11 protein-coding genes are annotated in these 15,460 nt (G+C 37.5%); 5 read left to right on the top strand and 6 right to left on the bottom strand.

The window, feature by feature from the left end:
* The first annotated feature begins 3 nt into the window (after positions 1 to 3).
* Positions 4 to 666 carry a response regulator gene (locus ZA05_RS13040; protein WP_053992128.1) on the top strand — a complete coding sequence of 221 codons (663 nt, stop codon included), beginning with the start codon at positions 4 to 6 and terminating at the stop codon, positions 664 to 666.
* A 184-nt stretch (positions 667 to 850) separates the two neighbouring features.
* On the opposite strand, the gene ZA05_RS13045 is transcribed toward ZA05_RS13040, so the two are convergent.
* From ZA05_RS13045 to ZA05_RS13065, 5 genes are all read right to left on the bottom strand, one after another.
* Positions 851 to 1,096: a hypothetical protein gene (locus ZA05_RS13045; RefSeq protein ID WP_053992129.1), complete on the bottom strand. Its 246-nt coding sequence runs from the start codon at positions 1,094 to 1,096 to the stop codon at positions 851 to 853.
* 172 nt (positions 1,097 to 1,268) lie between these two features.
* Positions 1,269 to 5,489 (bottom strand): T9SS type A sorting domain-containing protein, encoded by a 4,221-nt coding sequence (locus ZA05_RS13050; RefSeq protein ID WP_053992130.1) that lies wholly within the window; start codon positions 5,487 to 5,489, stop codon positions 1,269 to 1,271.
* Positions 5,490 to 5,962: 473 nt separating this feature from the next.
* The gene (locus ZA05_RS18495; RefSeq protein ID WP_053992131.1) at positions 5,963 to 6,115 is read right to left on the bottom strand and encodes a hypothetical protein; all 153 of its coding nucleotides are present in this window, start codon (positions 6,113 to 6,115) and stop codon (positions 5,963 to 5,965) included.
* A 568-nt stretch (positions 6,116 to 6,683) separates the two neighbouring features.
* Positions 6,684 to 8,654, bottom strand: a complete 1,971-nt coding sequence (locus ZA05_RS13060; RefSeq protein WP_197276096.1) for a M56 family metallopeptidase — start codon at positions 8,652 to 8,654, stop codon at positions 6,684 to 6,686.
* A 2-nt stretch (positions 8,655 to 8,656) separates the two neighbouring features.
* Positions 8,657 to 9,016, bottom strand: a complete 360-nt coding sequence (locus ZA05_RS13065) for a BlaI/MecI/CopY family transcriptional regulator (RefSeq protein ID WP_053992133.1) — start codon at positions 9,014 to 9,016, stop codon at positions 8,657 to 8,659.
* A gap of 243 nt (positions 9,017 to 9,259) precedes the next feature.
* Here ZA05_RS13065 and ZA05_RS13070 point away from each other — a divergent pair, with 243 nt between their 5' ends.
* Positions 9,260 to 10,210, top strand: a complete 951-nt coding sequence (locus ZA05_RS13070; RefSeq protein WP_053992134.1) for a calcium/sodium antiporter — start codon at positions 9,260 to 9,262, stop codon at positions 10,208 to 10,210.
* A 59-nt stretch (positions 10,211 to 10,269) separates the two neighbouring features.
* Here ZA05_RS13070 and ZA05_RS13075 read toward each other — a convergent pair whose 3' ends face one another.
* The gene (locus ZA05_RS13075) at positions 10,270 to 11,283 is read right to left on the bottom strand and encodes a glutamine synthetase beta-grasp domain-containing protein (RefSeq protein WP_053992135.1); all 1,014 of its coding nucleotides are present in this window, start codon (positions 11,281 to 11,283) and stop codon (positions 10,270 to 10,272) included.
* Positions 11,284 to 11,523: 240 nt separating this feature from the next.
* Between ZA05_RS13075 and ZA05_RS13080 the strand changes: the two genes are divergently transcribed.
* From ZA05_RS13080 to ZA05_RS13085, 3 genes are all read left to right on the top strand, one after another.
* Positions 11,524 to 13,710, top strand: coding sequence for a glutamine synthetase III (locus ZA05_RS13080; protein ID WP_053992136.1), 2,187 nt, complete (start codon positions 11,524 to 11,526; stop codon positions 13,708 to 13,710).
* 212 nt (positions 13,711 to 13,922) lie between these two features.
* Positions 13,923 to 14,069 (top strand): hypothetical protein, encoded by a 147-nt coding sequence (locus tag ZA05_RS18225; protein WP_157503042.1) that lies wholly within the window; start codon positions 13,923 to 13,925, stop codon positions 14,067 to 14,069.
* Between the two features lie 185 nt (positions 14,070 to 14,254).
* Positions 14,255 to 15,433: an AIR synthase related protein gene (locus tag ZA05_RS13085; RefSeq protein WP_053992137.1), complete on the top strand. Its 1,179-nt coding sequence runs from the start codon at positions 14,255 to 14,257 to the stop codon at positions 15,431 to 15,433.
* Positions 15,434 to 15,460 lie beyond the last annotated feature (27 nt).

Genomic DNA, 15,460 nt, shown 5'->3' on the forward strand with positions numbered 1-15,460 from the left:
ACTATGTTCAGCAAAGTATTAATAGTCGACGATTTAGGAAGTATCAATCAAGGGGTGGCCTCGGTATTGCAAACTTTAAAGGTTTCTACCGTAGTTCAAGCCCAATATTGTGATGAGGCGTATCTAAAACTTAAAAAGGCCAAAATGGATGGTGAGCCCTTTGAATTGTTGATCACCGATTTGTCTTTTAAGGCAGACCATAGGGAGCAGGAGTTTACTTCGGGGGAAAGTTTGGTGAAGGCCATTCATCAGGATTTTCCAGAACTAAAAATTATTGTCTATTCCATAGAAGACAGGTTGCAAACAGTAAGGCTGTTGCTGGAATATGGTATTGATGCCTATGTATGTAAAGGGCGCAGAGGTTTACTGGAGTTGCAGCAGGCCTTGAACAAGGTTGTTAACGGAGGGCAATTCCTTTCCCAAGAGATTTCGCATGCCTTAAGTCAAAAATCAGAAATGGAGATTGAAGATTTCGATATTGAGTTGATGCGGCAGTTGTCCTTGGGGTATTCGCAGGATCAAATCAGTAAGTTTTTAAAAGAAGCCAAAATGTATCCAAATAGTTTGAGTTCTATTGAAAAAAGACTCAATAGACTTCGTCTTCAATTTAATGCCAACAATGCCATTCATTTGGTGTCTATAGTGAAGGACTTAGGCTTAATTTAAAATAAAAACACTCATATTACGGGTATCCGTAAAAGATATTTTATGGCATGGCTTATTTTTGACATGCTATTAGTTAATTGCATTTAGGGAATTTTTTACTGAAGGCGCATTCTTAGGGATGTGCCTTTTTTCTTTTTCGTTTTTAAGCGGAAAAGAATCAAGGAGAATTTTGAAAATAGGAAACTTAAAACTTCACTGTTTCCATAGCACAGGTGCCCCAAGGTCCAAAAGATATCTTTTGTTTTATTTGGTCAACTTCTACTAGCAAGGTTTTAAGGGTGTTGTTAGTATCCCAATAGGTTAATTGATAGCTATGCAGGCGATCATTACTTTCTTCGGGTAGAAAGTTTAGATTGTCAAGGACTTGATAATCGTCAAGTTTGGAGCGAAAAGTTGTCAATAGTTGCTCGGCATCTAAATCTTGTACCATAGACTGAAGTGTTAAGATGAACACAAAATTAATCTATGATTTATTGTTGGACAACTTTAAATGCCACTTTCAATGTTAAGTTTTAATGGAATTGTTTCATTTTACTTTAACTGTTTGACACATATAAAAAAAGCACCCTCCGGAGGGTGCTTTTTAAATGTTATGTCATTAATTAATGCTGTACATAGAATTTTCCGGTATAATTACCTGCTTTTACAAAATAAAGCCCTTCTGGGTAATTAGTCACATCGATTGTTTTGCCCTTTCCTTTATGTACTTGATTTCCAAATTCGTTGAATATAAAGATATTCCCAGGATGATCTGTTTCCAAGGTTACATATTCGCTGGTTGGGTTAGGGTAGCATTTTACCGTATTTTGGGTGCCAAAAGCACTTACTTGGGGAGCCACCGTTGATGGAGCTACACAATCAAAGCTAAATTCAAAGATTGAATCTGAACCTATATTTTGTTGCTTTTCTTGAGATGTACCACCATCATTGGTTGCTTTTACTTTGGTGTTTACAGGTAGCAGCTCTTCTCCATTAGGGTTAAATTCCATATAAGGTCCGTATCCGTAACGGTATACATATGTGCCGGATGTCCCACCGCATAAATTTGCAGTAGCTAACACAGTTTGGAAGTCAAAACTAGAATCAGCGCCAGTGTTTTGCTGCATCTCTTTAGAGGTACCTTTGTAAGAAACCTGCACTTTGGTGTTTCCTGCCAATAACTCTTCTCCTTCTATAGGGTTGAAAGATGTGAATGGGCCATAGCCAAATCTGTAATGAAAGGTAGCCTCCCCTGTAATATCTGCAGAAAGAGAAGTCGCAAGGTTTGCAGTTACATTTACAGTATTAAAGTCAAAAATTGCATCAACACCAGTGTTTTGTTGAATTTCCTTAGAAGTTCCTTTATGAGAAACTTTCACTTTGGTATTTCCTGGTAATAACTCTACTCCGTAATCAGTCTCTAAAGTTGTGTAAGGACCATAACCAAATCTGTATTCAAAAATAGCATCTTCAGTAATATTAGTGGTAAGATTAGATTCAAATAGGCTAGCATTCACATATACAGTGCTGAAATCAAAATGAGAAGTCGCACCAGTATTTTGCTGCATTTCTTTAGAAGTTCCTTTATGAGAAACTTTTACCTTAGTATTTCCAGGTAACAATTCTTCTCCTGCCACAGGGTCGAAAGATGTGTAAGGGCCATACCCAAATCTGTATTCCCAATTATCAGCAGTGTTAGTGATATCGGAAGAAAGGGAAGTTTCAAGGTCTGCTGTCACATTTACCGTGTTAAAAATAAACATAGGGTTACTTTGAATATTTTGCTGGATCTCTTTAGAGGAACCTTTATAGCTAACTTTTACTTTAGTATTACTTGGGTTACCATCGATAAAGAACCAAATACCGTTCCCTGTGTTATCTGTTCCTATTTCAGTATAGTTTCCATATCCAAAACGATAATGGAAGGTTCCATTGGTCAATCCAATGTCATCACTATCCTGAAGTTGAACAAAAATAGGCGCTTGTTCTTGGGCGCAACCATCAATGGCTACAGAGGTTTCCAAGTCAAGGTTCCCATCGTTATAGAATCTGAAATCATAGGTTCCTGGGAACATATAGGTGTTGCATGGTAAAGTCATCCAATGTGTACCGTAGTCATTGTACTTAACCAAATCATAATTGAAACATACACGAGTTGGATTGAATACAACCGTAGTAGACGGATCAACAGAAGGATCAGCCAATACAATAGATTTTGTTTGGTAGGTATAGATGTTTTTAGCTCTAAGGTCATAAGTTCCTGGGAACAATTCAATAGAAGCATTACCATCCACTCCTGTAGATTGTGGATCTAAATCTATCCAATGCGTACCGTAATCATTGTATTCTACTTGGATACCTTCAATAGGCATGTTGGTATCACAATCTTCTAGATGAGCAACGGCCAAAGCTGTTTGGAATTCTACCATACCATCGGTAGCATCGTCTCCAGATTCGGTCAACTCTAGTGTGCCTTCCTGAACAGAATAGTTTTTAATTGATCTGAAGGTGTATTCGCCTGGAAATAATTCGATAGTGGCTTTACCATCTGTTCCTGTATACTGGGGATCTAAATCGATCCAATGATTGCCATAATCGTTGTATTCGGTAGCAATACCTTCGAAGTCATCGCCATTAGAATCGGTTACGTGGGCTGTAAACGTAGCGGTTTGGAATTCTACTGTACCATCGTCTCCAGATGTAGTCACCTCTAGGTCTTTGGTTTGCGAAGAGTAATTTTTTGTAGCTCTAAAACTGTAGGTCCCAGGGAACAATTCGATAGAGGCTTCTCCATTGGCATCGGTAAGATTTCCATTAGCATCATCAGATTGTGGATGTAAGTCAATCCAATGGTTGCCATAATCGTTATATTCGGTGGCAATACCTTCAAAAGGATCTCCATTGGTGTGTTTTACAAGAGCCGTAAAGGTCGTCGTTTGGAAGTCTACTGTTCCGGTATTTCCGGATGAGGCTATTTCCAAAGATTTTTCCAAAACAGAATAGTTCTTGATTGCTCTAAAGTTGTAATTTCCAGGGAACAATTCAATAGAGGCGTTACCAAAAGCATCTGTATATTGAGGATCCAAGTCTATCCAGTGGTTTCCATAGTCGTTGTATTTCGTAGCAATTCCTTCAAAGTCAGATCCGTCGGTATGCTCAACATGGGCCACATATTTGGAAGTTTGGAAGGTGATATAGTCTGGTCCAGTAGTAATATACTGGTTGGAGTAGTTCTTACTCGCACGGAATTTCCAAGAGCCTTCAAAGTCGGCATTCCAAAGGTAAAGTTCGCCATTGGCATCGGTGTTTCCTACCGTAACATAATTATTGCCGTAGTTGTTGCGCTTAATTGGGATATTAGGTAGTGGGCTACCATCTGCTTTTACGGTTTTAAAAAGGTAAACATTGCCAAAGTCTTCCGCCATATCGCAGGATACGGTAAGTGGCATGCTTAGAATGCCAAATTTAAAGTTATAATCTCCAGTTAAAAGATAGCTAGGATTAGTGTAAGTGCCCCATCCATTTTGATAGAATTTTACCAGGCCGTCAAAATTGATGTTCAATTCAACAGCGGTAAAAGTTGGGCTGTTGTTTGAGGTTATATCAACACCACTTTGTGATTCAATGCCGTGGTTAAAATAGGTTCTAAAAGTATAGGTTCCAGGTAGTAGCTCTGTAGAAGAGTTGTTAGGGTAAAGTCCAGACCATCCGTTTTGGTAATGTTTTACTTGGCCCCCTTCTACCGCAGTGGTGCCATCGCAAGCCAATAACTTAGGGGTTACAGTTATGGTTTCAAAAAGTATTTCTTGATAGCCATCAGAAACATTGCCCTCATCAATTATCACACCGGACACACTTTGAACTCCTTTGTTGTAGTAAGTTCTAAAAGTATAATTTCCAGGCAATAATTCTTGAGGAGTTTCAGTATCATTGGAGTCATATAAGCCGGACCATCCATTTTGATAGTGTTTTGCTTGGCCACCTGTTAACTCTTCTCCGTTGGAATTCTTAAGTGTAGGTGCTACGCTAACAGTAACAAAAGGAACCTCTTGAGCAGTTCCGGCAATTGTTACACCAGACAAGCTTTGTACCCCTTTGTTGTAATAAGTTGTAAAGGTATAATTTCCAGGTAGTAATTCTTGAGGAGCTTCAGGATCATTGGAGTCATACAAGCTAGACCATCCGTTTTGATAATGTTTTACTTCTCCACCTGTTAACGCTCCTCCATCAGAGTTCTTAAGGGTTGGTGTTACGCTAACAGTAACAAAAGGAACCTCTTGAGCATTACCGGCAATTGCTACTCCAGACATGCTTTGCACCCCTTTGTTATAGTAAGTTCTAAAAGTGTAATTCCCTGGTAGTAATTCTTGAGAAGTGTTGGAATCATAAAGGCCAGACCATCCGTTTTGATAGTGTTTTACTTGGCCTTCTTCTAACTCTACATTGCTAGAATTTTTAAGAGCAGGAGTTACGGTTACAGTACTAAAAATAACCTCTTGCGAAGCACCCGTAACAGCGGTATTGATGGATTGCACTCCCTTGTTGTAGTACATTTTAAAAGTAACATTTGTGGAAGACGTTGTATAGCTAAATTCTCCACTTCCGTTGTTGGTAAGTGTCGACCAGCCAGAGTCGTATACTTTTAGGATTGCGGATCCAGCATTTGGAACTGCGGAGACGTTGTCACTTTTTAATAATTTAATTGTGATGTCAGTTTGTGCCATTAATGCCGTGGCAGACGTTAAAAGCCAAATAAAGAGCATGTAGGGGAGTGAACGGTAAATAGATTTGGGGGTTTTGGTTGGCGGTTGGTTTAAGACGCCATGCGTAATGGATTTGTCCATGAATAAATAATTAAGGATTAATAAATGAATCGATAGCCATAGTTATATAGGGTCACTACAACATGGAAGTATAGAAAATGGCGGATTCAGGGCAAGAATCGTTACCTAATTAAAGTAGGGTGTGTAGGTGGTTTGGGGTAAGTGTTTTATTTACAGATTTTTATGTTTTTTAGGGGAAACAATAAACCTCTTGTGTAAATAAAATCAATAATTAAATACGATATGTCTTACAAAAGTTAAATAAAGGTTAATTGAGTTTTATCTCACAGTTTGTATAAAACTACGTTTCTGAGATATTAGAAAATATACCCATTACTAGGTATTTGTTTGCTTGATTAAAAGAGAATGGATTGTATTAAAATTGAAGTGTAAGTTATTGGTTGTTAGTGTTTTTTTTTTTTTTTTGTGTGTAAATGGTGTATTGGAAAAGAAAAAATAGTAATTCTTAATAGGTTTTAAAAACGTCAGAAAGATCAGTTCAACGCATTTTTTGTGATGTAAGCGCGCCAACCTATAATAGCCAATTGAAGTTTGTTGGCTTTACTTAGGTCTAGTTGCTGTTTGCTAAAACTTGGAAGTAAGAGTTTATTCATTTTTGCGAGGCCCTTAAAAAGTTGTTTTTTCATTCCGCTAAGATATTTAGAACTTAAAAATAGTAAAACTTATTCTAGAACTAAGTTTCACTTAAAAGGTTCAAAATGGTTATTTGATAGAGAATATTATATCAATTAATATTTTAGCAAGAGTGATCATAATGTTATGGTTTTAAGGGTTAATAAATAGATTAAATTCTTGATTGTTTTTTAAAGATATTAGATTGAATAAGTGATTTCCAAGCATTTTTAAGGAAATTAATGAAATTGACTTCTAATTTATAAGTGAAAAAATAGTATGTATTCCAAATTGAAATACTTATCTCTTCGAATATGTTTTTAAATGTAAGTCTCAATAGTTTTTTTATTATAAATTGTAATAATTCTAGGGGTTTTTTGAGGGGTTTTTTGAAATCCGAGAGGAGTTAAGTGTCAAAAAGGGTATTTTTTTAAGGATTTCATCTTTTTGGATACATGAAACGATGAAATCCTAGCCTTGAAAGAAGAGTTGATTTTGGAGAATGATAGTATGCTTTTAGATGGTTTAAGAGAGGAAGGGTGAAGTAAAAAAAATCCCCAACAATTGTTGGGGATTTTTTTGTTAGTGGCCAGATTTTACGAAAAGATTGTCTTTTTGTTTTCCGAATACAATGTTGGGGATGCCATCGGAATCTTCAAAAGTGGCAGTGGATTTTTTATTGTCTTTATCGGTTAAAGATATTTTTAGTTTAATGATGTCTCCAAATTTATTGCGCTTCAGTTTGGAGTATTTTACATTCACGTCTTCTTGTGCCAAGGCTTCCTTGTGAGACTCTAAAGTTTTATCTGTAGTGGATTTTGAAATCCCAAAAGAAGTGTAGGCTTCCTCACTTATGAATTCATAGGTATTCTTGCCAGCAGTATCTTTAATAATTATGGTTTCACCTCCATCTGTAGTCCAAGTGTTGCTATCTTTAGTTTTAATGACAATGACACCATCTTTGCCTTCCGCTCCATATAGGTTAACCGCTTGATCACCTTTGTAGACACTTACAGATTGTATGGTGTTGGGGGCGATTTCCTGGGCTGCTGTAGCAGTAGTCTTTTTGTCGTCAACAATAAAAAGTATATTTTCAGAGTTTTGAAGGGTCTTTGCTTTGGCTGTATGGTCATTTTGATAAGCATAAATGTCCACAGTTTTTCCGTCTTCAATGGTCCAGCTTGTTTTGGGAGTTTTCTTTACTATGAAAATGGAGTCAGTTCCTTCTGGTGAAAAAAATACGTTGTTATCTGAATTGGAATTCCTACTTACTATAATTTCGGTTTTGGTCCCTTTTTTTAAAGAGTCTTTGGAAATAACATAAATGTTTTGGTTCTCTTCAGAGGTGTTCTGCGCTTGAATTTTGAAGTGACTTGTAGACACTGGTCCAAAGCTAAAAAGAGCATCACTATAATTAAAAACAAAAGGCTGGATGGGATTGGAGCCATGAAGATTGAAGTTGCTTGATCCGTTTTTCGTTTTGGCTTCTGCGGAAATGGCAATGATTTCTCCTTTGTCATTGCGCTTGATGTTAGTAAAGCTAAGTGTGACCCCTTCTTTTTTGGCAATAGCTATGATGTTTTCAAATTCTTTTTCAGAGAAATCTTTGTTAATGATAATTTTTAGTTCGGTAGTTTCCGGAGCTCCATTCAAAGTAGTTGCGCTTGCTGAAACATTAGGGAGCAGATCATTGTTTGCGTTGGCTTCAATAAGCACGGTCTTGGTGTGGAAGCTCATTAAAAACCAGGCCAAGGCAGGCAGGATCAAACTGTACTTCCAAGCTTTTAATCTGTGTGATTTGGATTTGTGTAACATAACGATTCGTTTTTTGATTAATGATGTATAAAAATTATTGGCCAAGGCCAATTGATGATTCGCAGTTGAGGTTTTTAGCAAAACCATTTGGTAACTCTTTCCGCAATCTGTACGGTGCTGAGCGTTCCCATCGGCAATAAATTCAAGGTTTTGGCAAAGTTCTTTTTTATATAACCAGATAAACGGATTAAACCAAAGTAAGGCCGTAGCTAATTGAATGAGTAATACATCTATAGAATGCAATTGCTGGGCATGGACCTTTTCGTGGTTGATGATATGTTGGAGTTCACTTTTGGTAAATTGGGCGGGGTTGTAAACAATACGGTTGAAAAAGGAAAAAGGCGATAGATTTTTGTTCGTTTCAATAAAGGTGTATTTGCCAATAGATTGTTTTGGCTGCTTTTTTAAAAGGAATAGGAGGGAGGTGATTTCAAACAAGAGTTTGGATAAGAAAAACGTTGCTCCAAGTCCATATATCCAAGGTAATACATCAGATGGTTCCCAAGGATTTTTCATTTCAGTTTGGGGCATCTGCTCGAAATTAAAATTGGTTGTTATAGGTTGTGATGTGTATTCCACATAAATGGGAATCACAATTAAGGGAAATACAGTAGCCATTAATAATCCCAGAATTAAGAATGCACGGTTGGATTGGAAGAAGGTTTCCTTCTGCAAAAACAATTTATAGCAACCGTAGAATAGGATAATGATAGCGGATGATTTCAATAAATATTCCATGGTCATGATTTGTTTTCAATTAAGGAAATAATTTCTTTGAGTTCTGCCACACTAATTTTTTCTTCTTTGGCAAAAAACGACACGACATTTTTATAAGAATTGTTGAAATAGTTTTCAATAGCCGTATTCATAAACTTCTTTTTGTAATCTTCTTTGCTTACAATAGGGAAGTATTGGTGGGTTTTACCATAGGCTTGATAGCTAACATAGCCCTTATCTTCTAGATTTCTAATAATCGTTGAAAGCGTGTTGTAGTGTGGTTTGTCGTCCTTTATTTGGGCCAATACATCTTTTACAAAAGCTTTTTCTAGCTTCCATAGAATGTGCATGATCTCTTCTTCCTTGTTTGTTAACTTTTGCATGATAAGGGAATTATAGGTTGTTCAAACTTATAACTATTTTTATAGTTATACAACTATGTTAGTAGTTTTTTAACGTATTTTATAGTTGAGGTCCTTAGGTTTGCCCAATGTAAAGGAAATGTCTAGGTAATTGATTGAGGAGGTTTTGGAGGGCCTATAATTTATTGCAGACATAGCAATTGCAAATAAAATAGAAGGTTTATCTATTAATTGTTGGCTATATTCGCAAAAAAATAATTTATGATGAGCATTCTTTGGGTGGTATTGGGATTGGTGTTACTGGTGATAGGAGGAGAGTTTTTGGTAAGATCCTCAGTGGCTTTGTCCTTTAAATTGAAGTTGTCAAAACTGGTAATAGGTATGACCGTGGTATCCTTTGCGACTTCTGCACCTGAGCTGTTGGTGAGTTTGCAGGCTGCTTTGGAAGGTTCTTCGGATATTTCCCTTGGAAACGTGATTGGTTCTAATATTGCCAACATAGGTTTGGTGCTTGGGATCACCGCTATTATCTCCCCGTTGATTGTAGATAGGGACTTCTATAGACTTAATTGGCCCATGATGATGATCCTGTCCATGCTTTTGTATGCATTTTTAAAGCAAGATATGCTTTTGAGTGTTTGGGAAGGTGTATTTTTTATGGTGGCCTTGACTGTTTTTTTGGTGATCATGATCAGGGATTCTCGAAAAAAACTAAAAGTAAATCTTGAGGAAGTTGACGATGCGCTTCAGGAAACCTCAAATTTTAAAATCTTTATCTGGCTTTTGATTGGTGCTGCGGCACTTTATTTTGGTAGTGAATGGCTTGTGAAGGGAGCTAAGGAGTTGGCTTTAGCTGTTGGAGTAAGTGAATATGCTATTTCAGTTACGGTTATAGCTATTGGTACCAGTGTACCCGAATTGGCGGCCTCGGTAATTGCTGCTTTGAAGAAAGAAAAGGCTATTTCTTTGGGGAATTTAATAGGGTCTAACATATTCAATATCGCTTCGGTTTTGGGGCTGACCGCTATTATTAAGCCGATTGCTGTAAATCCTGAAACCCCTGAAATATTGTCTACCAATATTTTTTGGATGATTGGTTTCGCGGCTATTTTAATTCCTATGGTATTTGCTCCAAAACGATTTGAAATAGGAAGGTTGAAAGGCTTGCTTTTGTTTGTGTCGTATTTGGTATTTGTTTATTTGTCGGTTGCATAAAAAACAAAAGCTTACAAATTAATGTAAGCTTTTGATCATTTATGTGATTATGAACAAATTTAATCCAATACTACAGACTTTACTGTTTTCACAATTCTTCCAGCAATCTTGTATGGGTCTCCGTTAGAAGCTGGACGACGATCTTCCAACCATCCTTTCCAACCTTTCTCAACAGTGATAATTGGAATTCTGATAGAAGCTCCTCTATCTGAGATTCCGTAGCTGAAGTCATTGATAGAAGCAGTTTCGTGTAAACCTGTTAAACGCTCGTCGTTAAACTCTCCGTAAACTTCGATGTGTTCTTTAACAACTGGACGGAACGCTTCACAAATTTTCATATAAGTTTCTTTGTCTCCACAAGTTCTCAAAACAGAGTTAGAGAAGTTTGCGTGCATACCAGATCCGTTCCAGTCTCCTTTAATTGGTTTTGGATGGTATTCAATATAGTAACCATATTTCTCAGTCAAACGATCCAATAGATAACGAGCTACCCAGATTTCATCACCTGCTTTCTTAGCGCCTTTGGCAAACAATTGGAATTCCCATTGACCACAAGCAACTTCTTGATTGATTCCTTCAAAGTTCAATCCAGCAGCAATACATTGGTCAGCATGCTCTTCAACGATATCTCTTCCGTGTGTGTTTCTTCCACCAACAGAACAGTAGTACATTCCTTGAGGACCAGGGTAACCTCCAATAGGGAATCCTAATGGCAATTGAGTATGAGTGTCCATGATGAAGTATTCTTGCTCGAACCCGAACCAGAAATCGTTGTCATCATCATCAATGGTAGCTCTTCCGTTTGATTCGTGAGGAGTTCCATCAGCATTTAAAACCTCAGTCATTACCAAGTACCCGTCTTTTCTTGCAGGGTCAGGGTAAATAGCAACCGGCTTTAAAAGGCAGTCAGAAGATCCACCTTCAGCTTGTTTTGTTGAACTTCCATCAAAAGACCAAACAGGACAGTCTTCTAATTTACCACTAAAATCTTCTTCGATTTTAGTTTTACTTCTCATGTTTTGAGTAGGGTAATAACCATCTAGCCAAATGTACTCAAGTTTAGATTTTGCCATTGTATAAAAATATTTTCAATTAATAGGGCAAATATAAATGATTTGATATTAACTACCTTTTTTTGGGGGTGATTTTATTAACAGCTCGACTTTTTTTTAGTTATGCCCCGTTTTTTTTAGGGTTATTTTTAAAACGGTCTGTTTTTTAGGGGTAAAAATGCGATATTGTTAATAATTAAGGTAAAATTGCTTTTATTGAGAAGTCCCTACAAACTATTTTTGTGGTCTAAATATTTAAATATGTCAACATTACGATTTCATGCCGTCAAGGAGTCCTTTGATAGGGGGCCTTTGAAAATTGATTTTAAAGAGCGTCGCTCTGCTATTTTTGGTTCAAAGGTTTTTAATGAAATGGCCATGCGCCAATATTTAACGAAGGAAGCCTGTAATAGTGTGATGGATGCCAATAGGTTTGGCTTTAAAATCGATAGAACTATTGCAGACCATATTGCAGCAGGGATGAAGGAGTGGGCTATTTCTAAAGGAGCTACTCATTATACGCATTGGTTCCAACCCTTAACCGGAGCGACCGCAGAAAAGCATGATGCATTTTTTGAGCCAGTAGGTGGGGGTGTTGCCATTGAAAAATTCGATGGTGGGCAGTTAGTTCAACAGGAACCTGATGCTTCCAGTTTTCCGCATGGAGGCATTAGAAACACTTTTGAAGCTCGAGGTTATACCGCTTGGGATCCAACATCTCCAGCCTTTATTTATGAAACAACTTTATGCATCCCTACGGTATTTGTGGCCTATACAGGGGAAGCCTTGGATTATAAAACGCCGTTGCTACGAGCCTTGCAGGCCGTGGACAATGCTGCGGTGGCAGTGTGCAAATACTTTGATAAGAATGTAAGGAAGGTAAACGCTTCCTTAGGATGGGAGCAGGAGTACTTTTTAGTTGACAGCGGATTGGTAGCTTCAAGGCCGGATATTGTGCTTACGGGAAGGACTTTGTTGGGGCATTCGGCGGCCAAGGGGCAGCAGTTGGATGATCACTATTTTGGTACCATTCCCAACAGGGCTATGGCCTATATGAGGGATTTGGAAAATGAATGTATGCTATTGGGAATTCCGGTAAAGACACGTCATAATGAGGTGGCTCCAAACCAATTTGAATTGGCCCCGATATTTGATGAGGCCAATTTAGCTGTGGATCATAACTCCTTATTAATGGATGTTATGAGCAAGGTGGCCGAACGACACCATTTTAAAGTATTGTTTCACGAAAAGCCTTTTAAGGGAGTAAATGGGTCTGGAAAACACAACAATTGGAGTTTAGGAACAGATACAGGCGTGAATTTGTTGAGCCCGGGCAAAACACCCATGAGCAATCTTCAGTTTTTAACGTTTTTCATCAATACCATAAAAGCGGTGCATGATAATGAGGAATTGTTACGTGCAGCTGTAGCTTCGGCGAGTAATGACCATAGGTTGGGAGCAAACGAAGCTCCTCCAGCAATCATGTCGGTGTTTATTGGGCAGCAATTGAGCAGTGTGCTGAATGAATTGGAGAATGTAACAGATGGGAAATTGTCACCAGCAGAAAAAACCGATTTAAAGTTGAATGTGGTTGGGAAAATTCCTGAGATTCTATTGGATAATACCGACAGGAACAGAACGTCTCCTTTTGCCTTTACAGGAAATAAATTTGAATTTAGGGCAGTGGGGTCAAAGGCCAACTGTGCCAATCCTATGACGGTATTGAATACCATTGTTGCAAAGCAATTAATGGATTTCAAGGAGGAGGTCGATGTGTTGATAGAGAAAAAGAAGCTTAAGAAAGATGAGGCCATTTTCAATGTGTTGCGGGAATATATCAAAATTTCGAAGTCCATTTTGTTTGAAGGTAATGGGTATAGCGAAGCTTGGGAAAAGGAAGCAAAAAAACGAAAATTAAGTAACAATAAAACCACTCCAGAAGCCCTGAAGGTAAAAGTGTCACCCAAAGTGCTTGAATTATTTGAAAATTTAGGGGTGATGAATAAGATTGAATCGCAAGCCCGTTATGAAATTGAGATGGAGGATTACATCCATCGCATTCAAATAGAAGGTAGGGTTTTGGGGGATATTGCAAGAAACCATGTGGTTCCTACCGCGGTTCGTTATCAAAACAGATTGATCGAAAATGTAAAAGGGCTAAAGGAGATTTTTGGAACGGAGTTTAAAGAGTTGGCAAAAGAACAGCTAAACCTAATTAAGGAAATTTCGAGTCATATAGAATCCATCAATTCCAATGTAACCAAAATGATCCAGGTGAGAAAGGAAGCCAATAAAATTGAAAAGGTGGATAAAAAAGCGATGGCCTACTGTAATACGGTAAAACCATTGTTTGATGAGATCAGGTATCATTGTGATAAGTTGGAACTCTTGGTGGATGACGAATTATGGCCTTTAACAAAATACCGAGAGTTGTTGTTTGTTAAGTAGTTGAAAATCAATTTCTTTCTACTGGTCTTTTTCTGCCCGTTTTTTTGTGTACGTAATACTACGTACTTAAAAGCTGATGAAAATGCATTTCGTCTTAGTATTTTACGAATTATCGAAATTATAGGTTTATAGCCTTAAAAAAGTAGCAAAACATTTATAAGTGGCGACATTATTTGTTACTTTTATAGTGCTATTAATCAATTATTTGTAAAATGAAGAAGTTACTGCTAAGCGTAGCTGTACTCATGTTTGCTACATTGTTGTTTTCTCAGGAGGATTCCGAAGATAAGAAAGACGATTTGAAAAAAACGGACAATATAGTTTCGGTACAGAAAGGGAAACCGGCAACGGATATGTGACATTCTTTTACAGCTACAAGATGTATTTAAAACTTTAGTTTTTAGTTTAATGTTTTAGTACGAAAAAGACAAGTAAATTAGTTCTTAATTTATTTGTCTTTTTTTTCTGTTAAAAGCCATAAGTAAGTCTGGATTCCTCTGAAAAATAAATTACAATCCTTATTTTTGTGCCATAATTTGATTTCATGAGCCAAGATATAAGTAAAAGATACGCGCAAAGGGGTGTTTCTGCCTCCAAAGAAGATGTTCACAACGCAATAAAGAATATTGACAAAGGGTTGTTTCCTAAAGCCTTTTGTAAGATTGTGCCTGATTTTCTTACCAACGATGAAGATTATTGTTTAATAATGCATGCTGATGGTGCTGGAACCAAAAGTTCCCTGGCTTATATGTATTGGAAGGAAACGGGAGATGTGTCTGTTTGGAAGGGAATTGCGCAGGATGCCTTGATCATGAATATTGATGATCTTTTGTGTGTAGGTGCTACAGATAATATCATGTTGTCCTCTACAATTGGAAGAAACAAAAACTTGATTCCGGGAGAAGTTATTTCGGCCATCATTAATGGTACCGAAGAATTGATTTCAGAATTGAAGGATTTCGGCGTGACCATTCATTCAACAGGAGGTGAAACTGCCGATGTAGGAGATTTGGTACGTACCATTATCGTAGATTCTACAGTTACGGCCAGAATGAAACGTAGTGATGTTATTGACAACGCCAATATCAAGGCAGGAGATGTTATTGTTGGACTGTCGTCTTCTGGTCAGGCTAGTTATGAGAAAGAATATAATGGAGGTATGGGAAGTAATGGACTAACTTCTGCTCGCCATGATGTATTCCATAAATATCTGGCAGAGAAGTTTCCAGAGAGCTTTGATGCTTCGGTTCCCGATGAATTGGTATATTCTGGTCAAGTACAATTAACCGATGCTGTTGAAGACGCTCCTTTGGATGCCGGAAAATTGGTGTTGTCTCCAACCAGAACCTATGCCCCAATTATAAAACGAATCTTATCAAAATATACAAGTGCGGACATTCATGGAATGGTGCACTGTTCAGGTGGTGCACAAACCAAAGTGTTACACTTTGTAGATGCTTTACATGTTATCAAGGATAATTTATTCCCAGTACCACCTTTGTTCAAGCTCATCCAAGAACAATCTAAGACGGATTGGAAAGAAATGTACCAAGTGTTTAACTGTGGTCATAGAATGGAACTGTATGTATCTCCTGAAATTGCAGAGGATATCATAGCCATTTCTAAATCCTTCAATGTCGATGCACAAATTGTTGGAAGGGTAGAGGCTTCTGAAAATAAAAAACTTACAATAGAAAGTGAATTTGGAACGTTCAACTATTAATGAAATTTAATCTATTATAAGTTTTTG

This window comes from Mangrovimonas sp. TPBH4 (genome assembly GCF_001280505.1).
Classification (GTDB): Bacteria; Bacteroidota; Bacteroidia; order Flavobacteriales; family Flavobacteriaceae; genus Mangrovimonas_A.

Excerpts from the sequence above, each read along its gene's own strand:
- ZA05_RS13040 (WP_053992128.1), top strand. The coding sequence starts at position 4 with ATGTTCAGCAAAGTATTAATAGTCGACGATTTAGGAAGTATCAATCAA.
- ZA05_RS13045 (WP_053992129.1), bottom strand. The coding sequence starts at position 1,096 with ATGGTACAAGATTTAGATGCCGAGCAACTATTGACAACTTTTCGCTCC.
- ZA05_RS13050 (WP_053992130.1), bottom strand. The coding sequence starts at position 5,489 with ATGGACAAATCCATTACGCATGGCGTCTTAAACCAACCGCCAACCAAA.
- ZA05_RS18495 (WP_053992131.1), bottom strand. The coding sequence starts at position 6,115 with ATGAAAAAACAACTTTTTAAGGGCCTCGCAAAAATGAATAAACTCTTA.
- ZA05_RS13060 (WP_197276096.1), bottom strand. The coding sequence starts at position 8,654 with ATGGAATATTTATTGAAATCATCCGCTATCATTATCCTATTCTACGGT.
- ZA05_RS13065 (WP_053992133.1), bottom strand. The coding sequence starts at position 9,016 with ATGCAAAAGTTAACAAACAAGGAAGAAGAGATCATGCACATTCTATGG.
- ZA05_RS13070 (WP_053992134.1), top strand. The coding sequence starts at position 9,260 with ATGAGCATTCTTTGGGTGGTATTGGGATTGGTGTTACTGGTGATAGGA.
- ZA05_RS13075 (WP_053992135.1), bottom strand. The coding sequence starts at position 11,283 with ATGGCAAAATCTAAACTTGAGTACATTTGGCTAGATGGTTATTACCCT.
- ZA05_RS13080 (WP_053992136.1), top strand. The coding sequence starts at position 11,524 with ATGTCAACATTACGATTTCATGCCGTCAAGGAGTCCTTTGATAGGGGG.
- ZA05_RS18225 (WP_157503042.1), top strand. The coding sequence starts at position 13,923 with ATGAAGAAGTTACTGCTAAGCGTAGCTGTACTCATGTTTGCTACATTG.
- ZA05_RS13085 (WP_053992137.1), top strand. The coding sequence starts at position 14,255 with ATGAGCCAAGATATAAGTAAAAGATACGCGCAAAGGGGTGTTTCTGCC.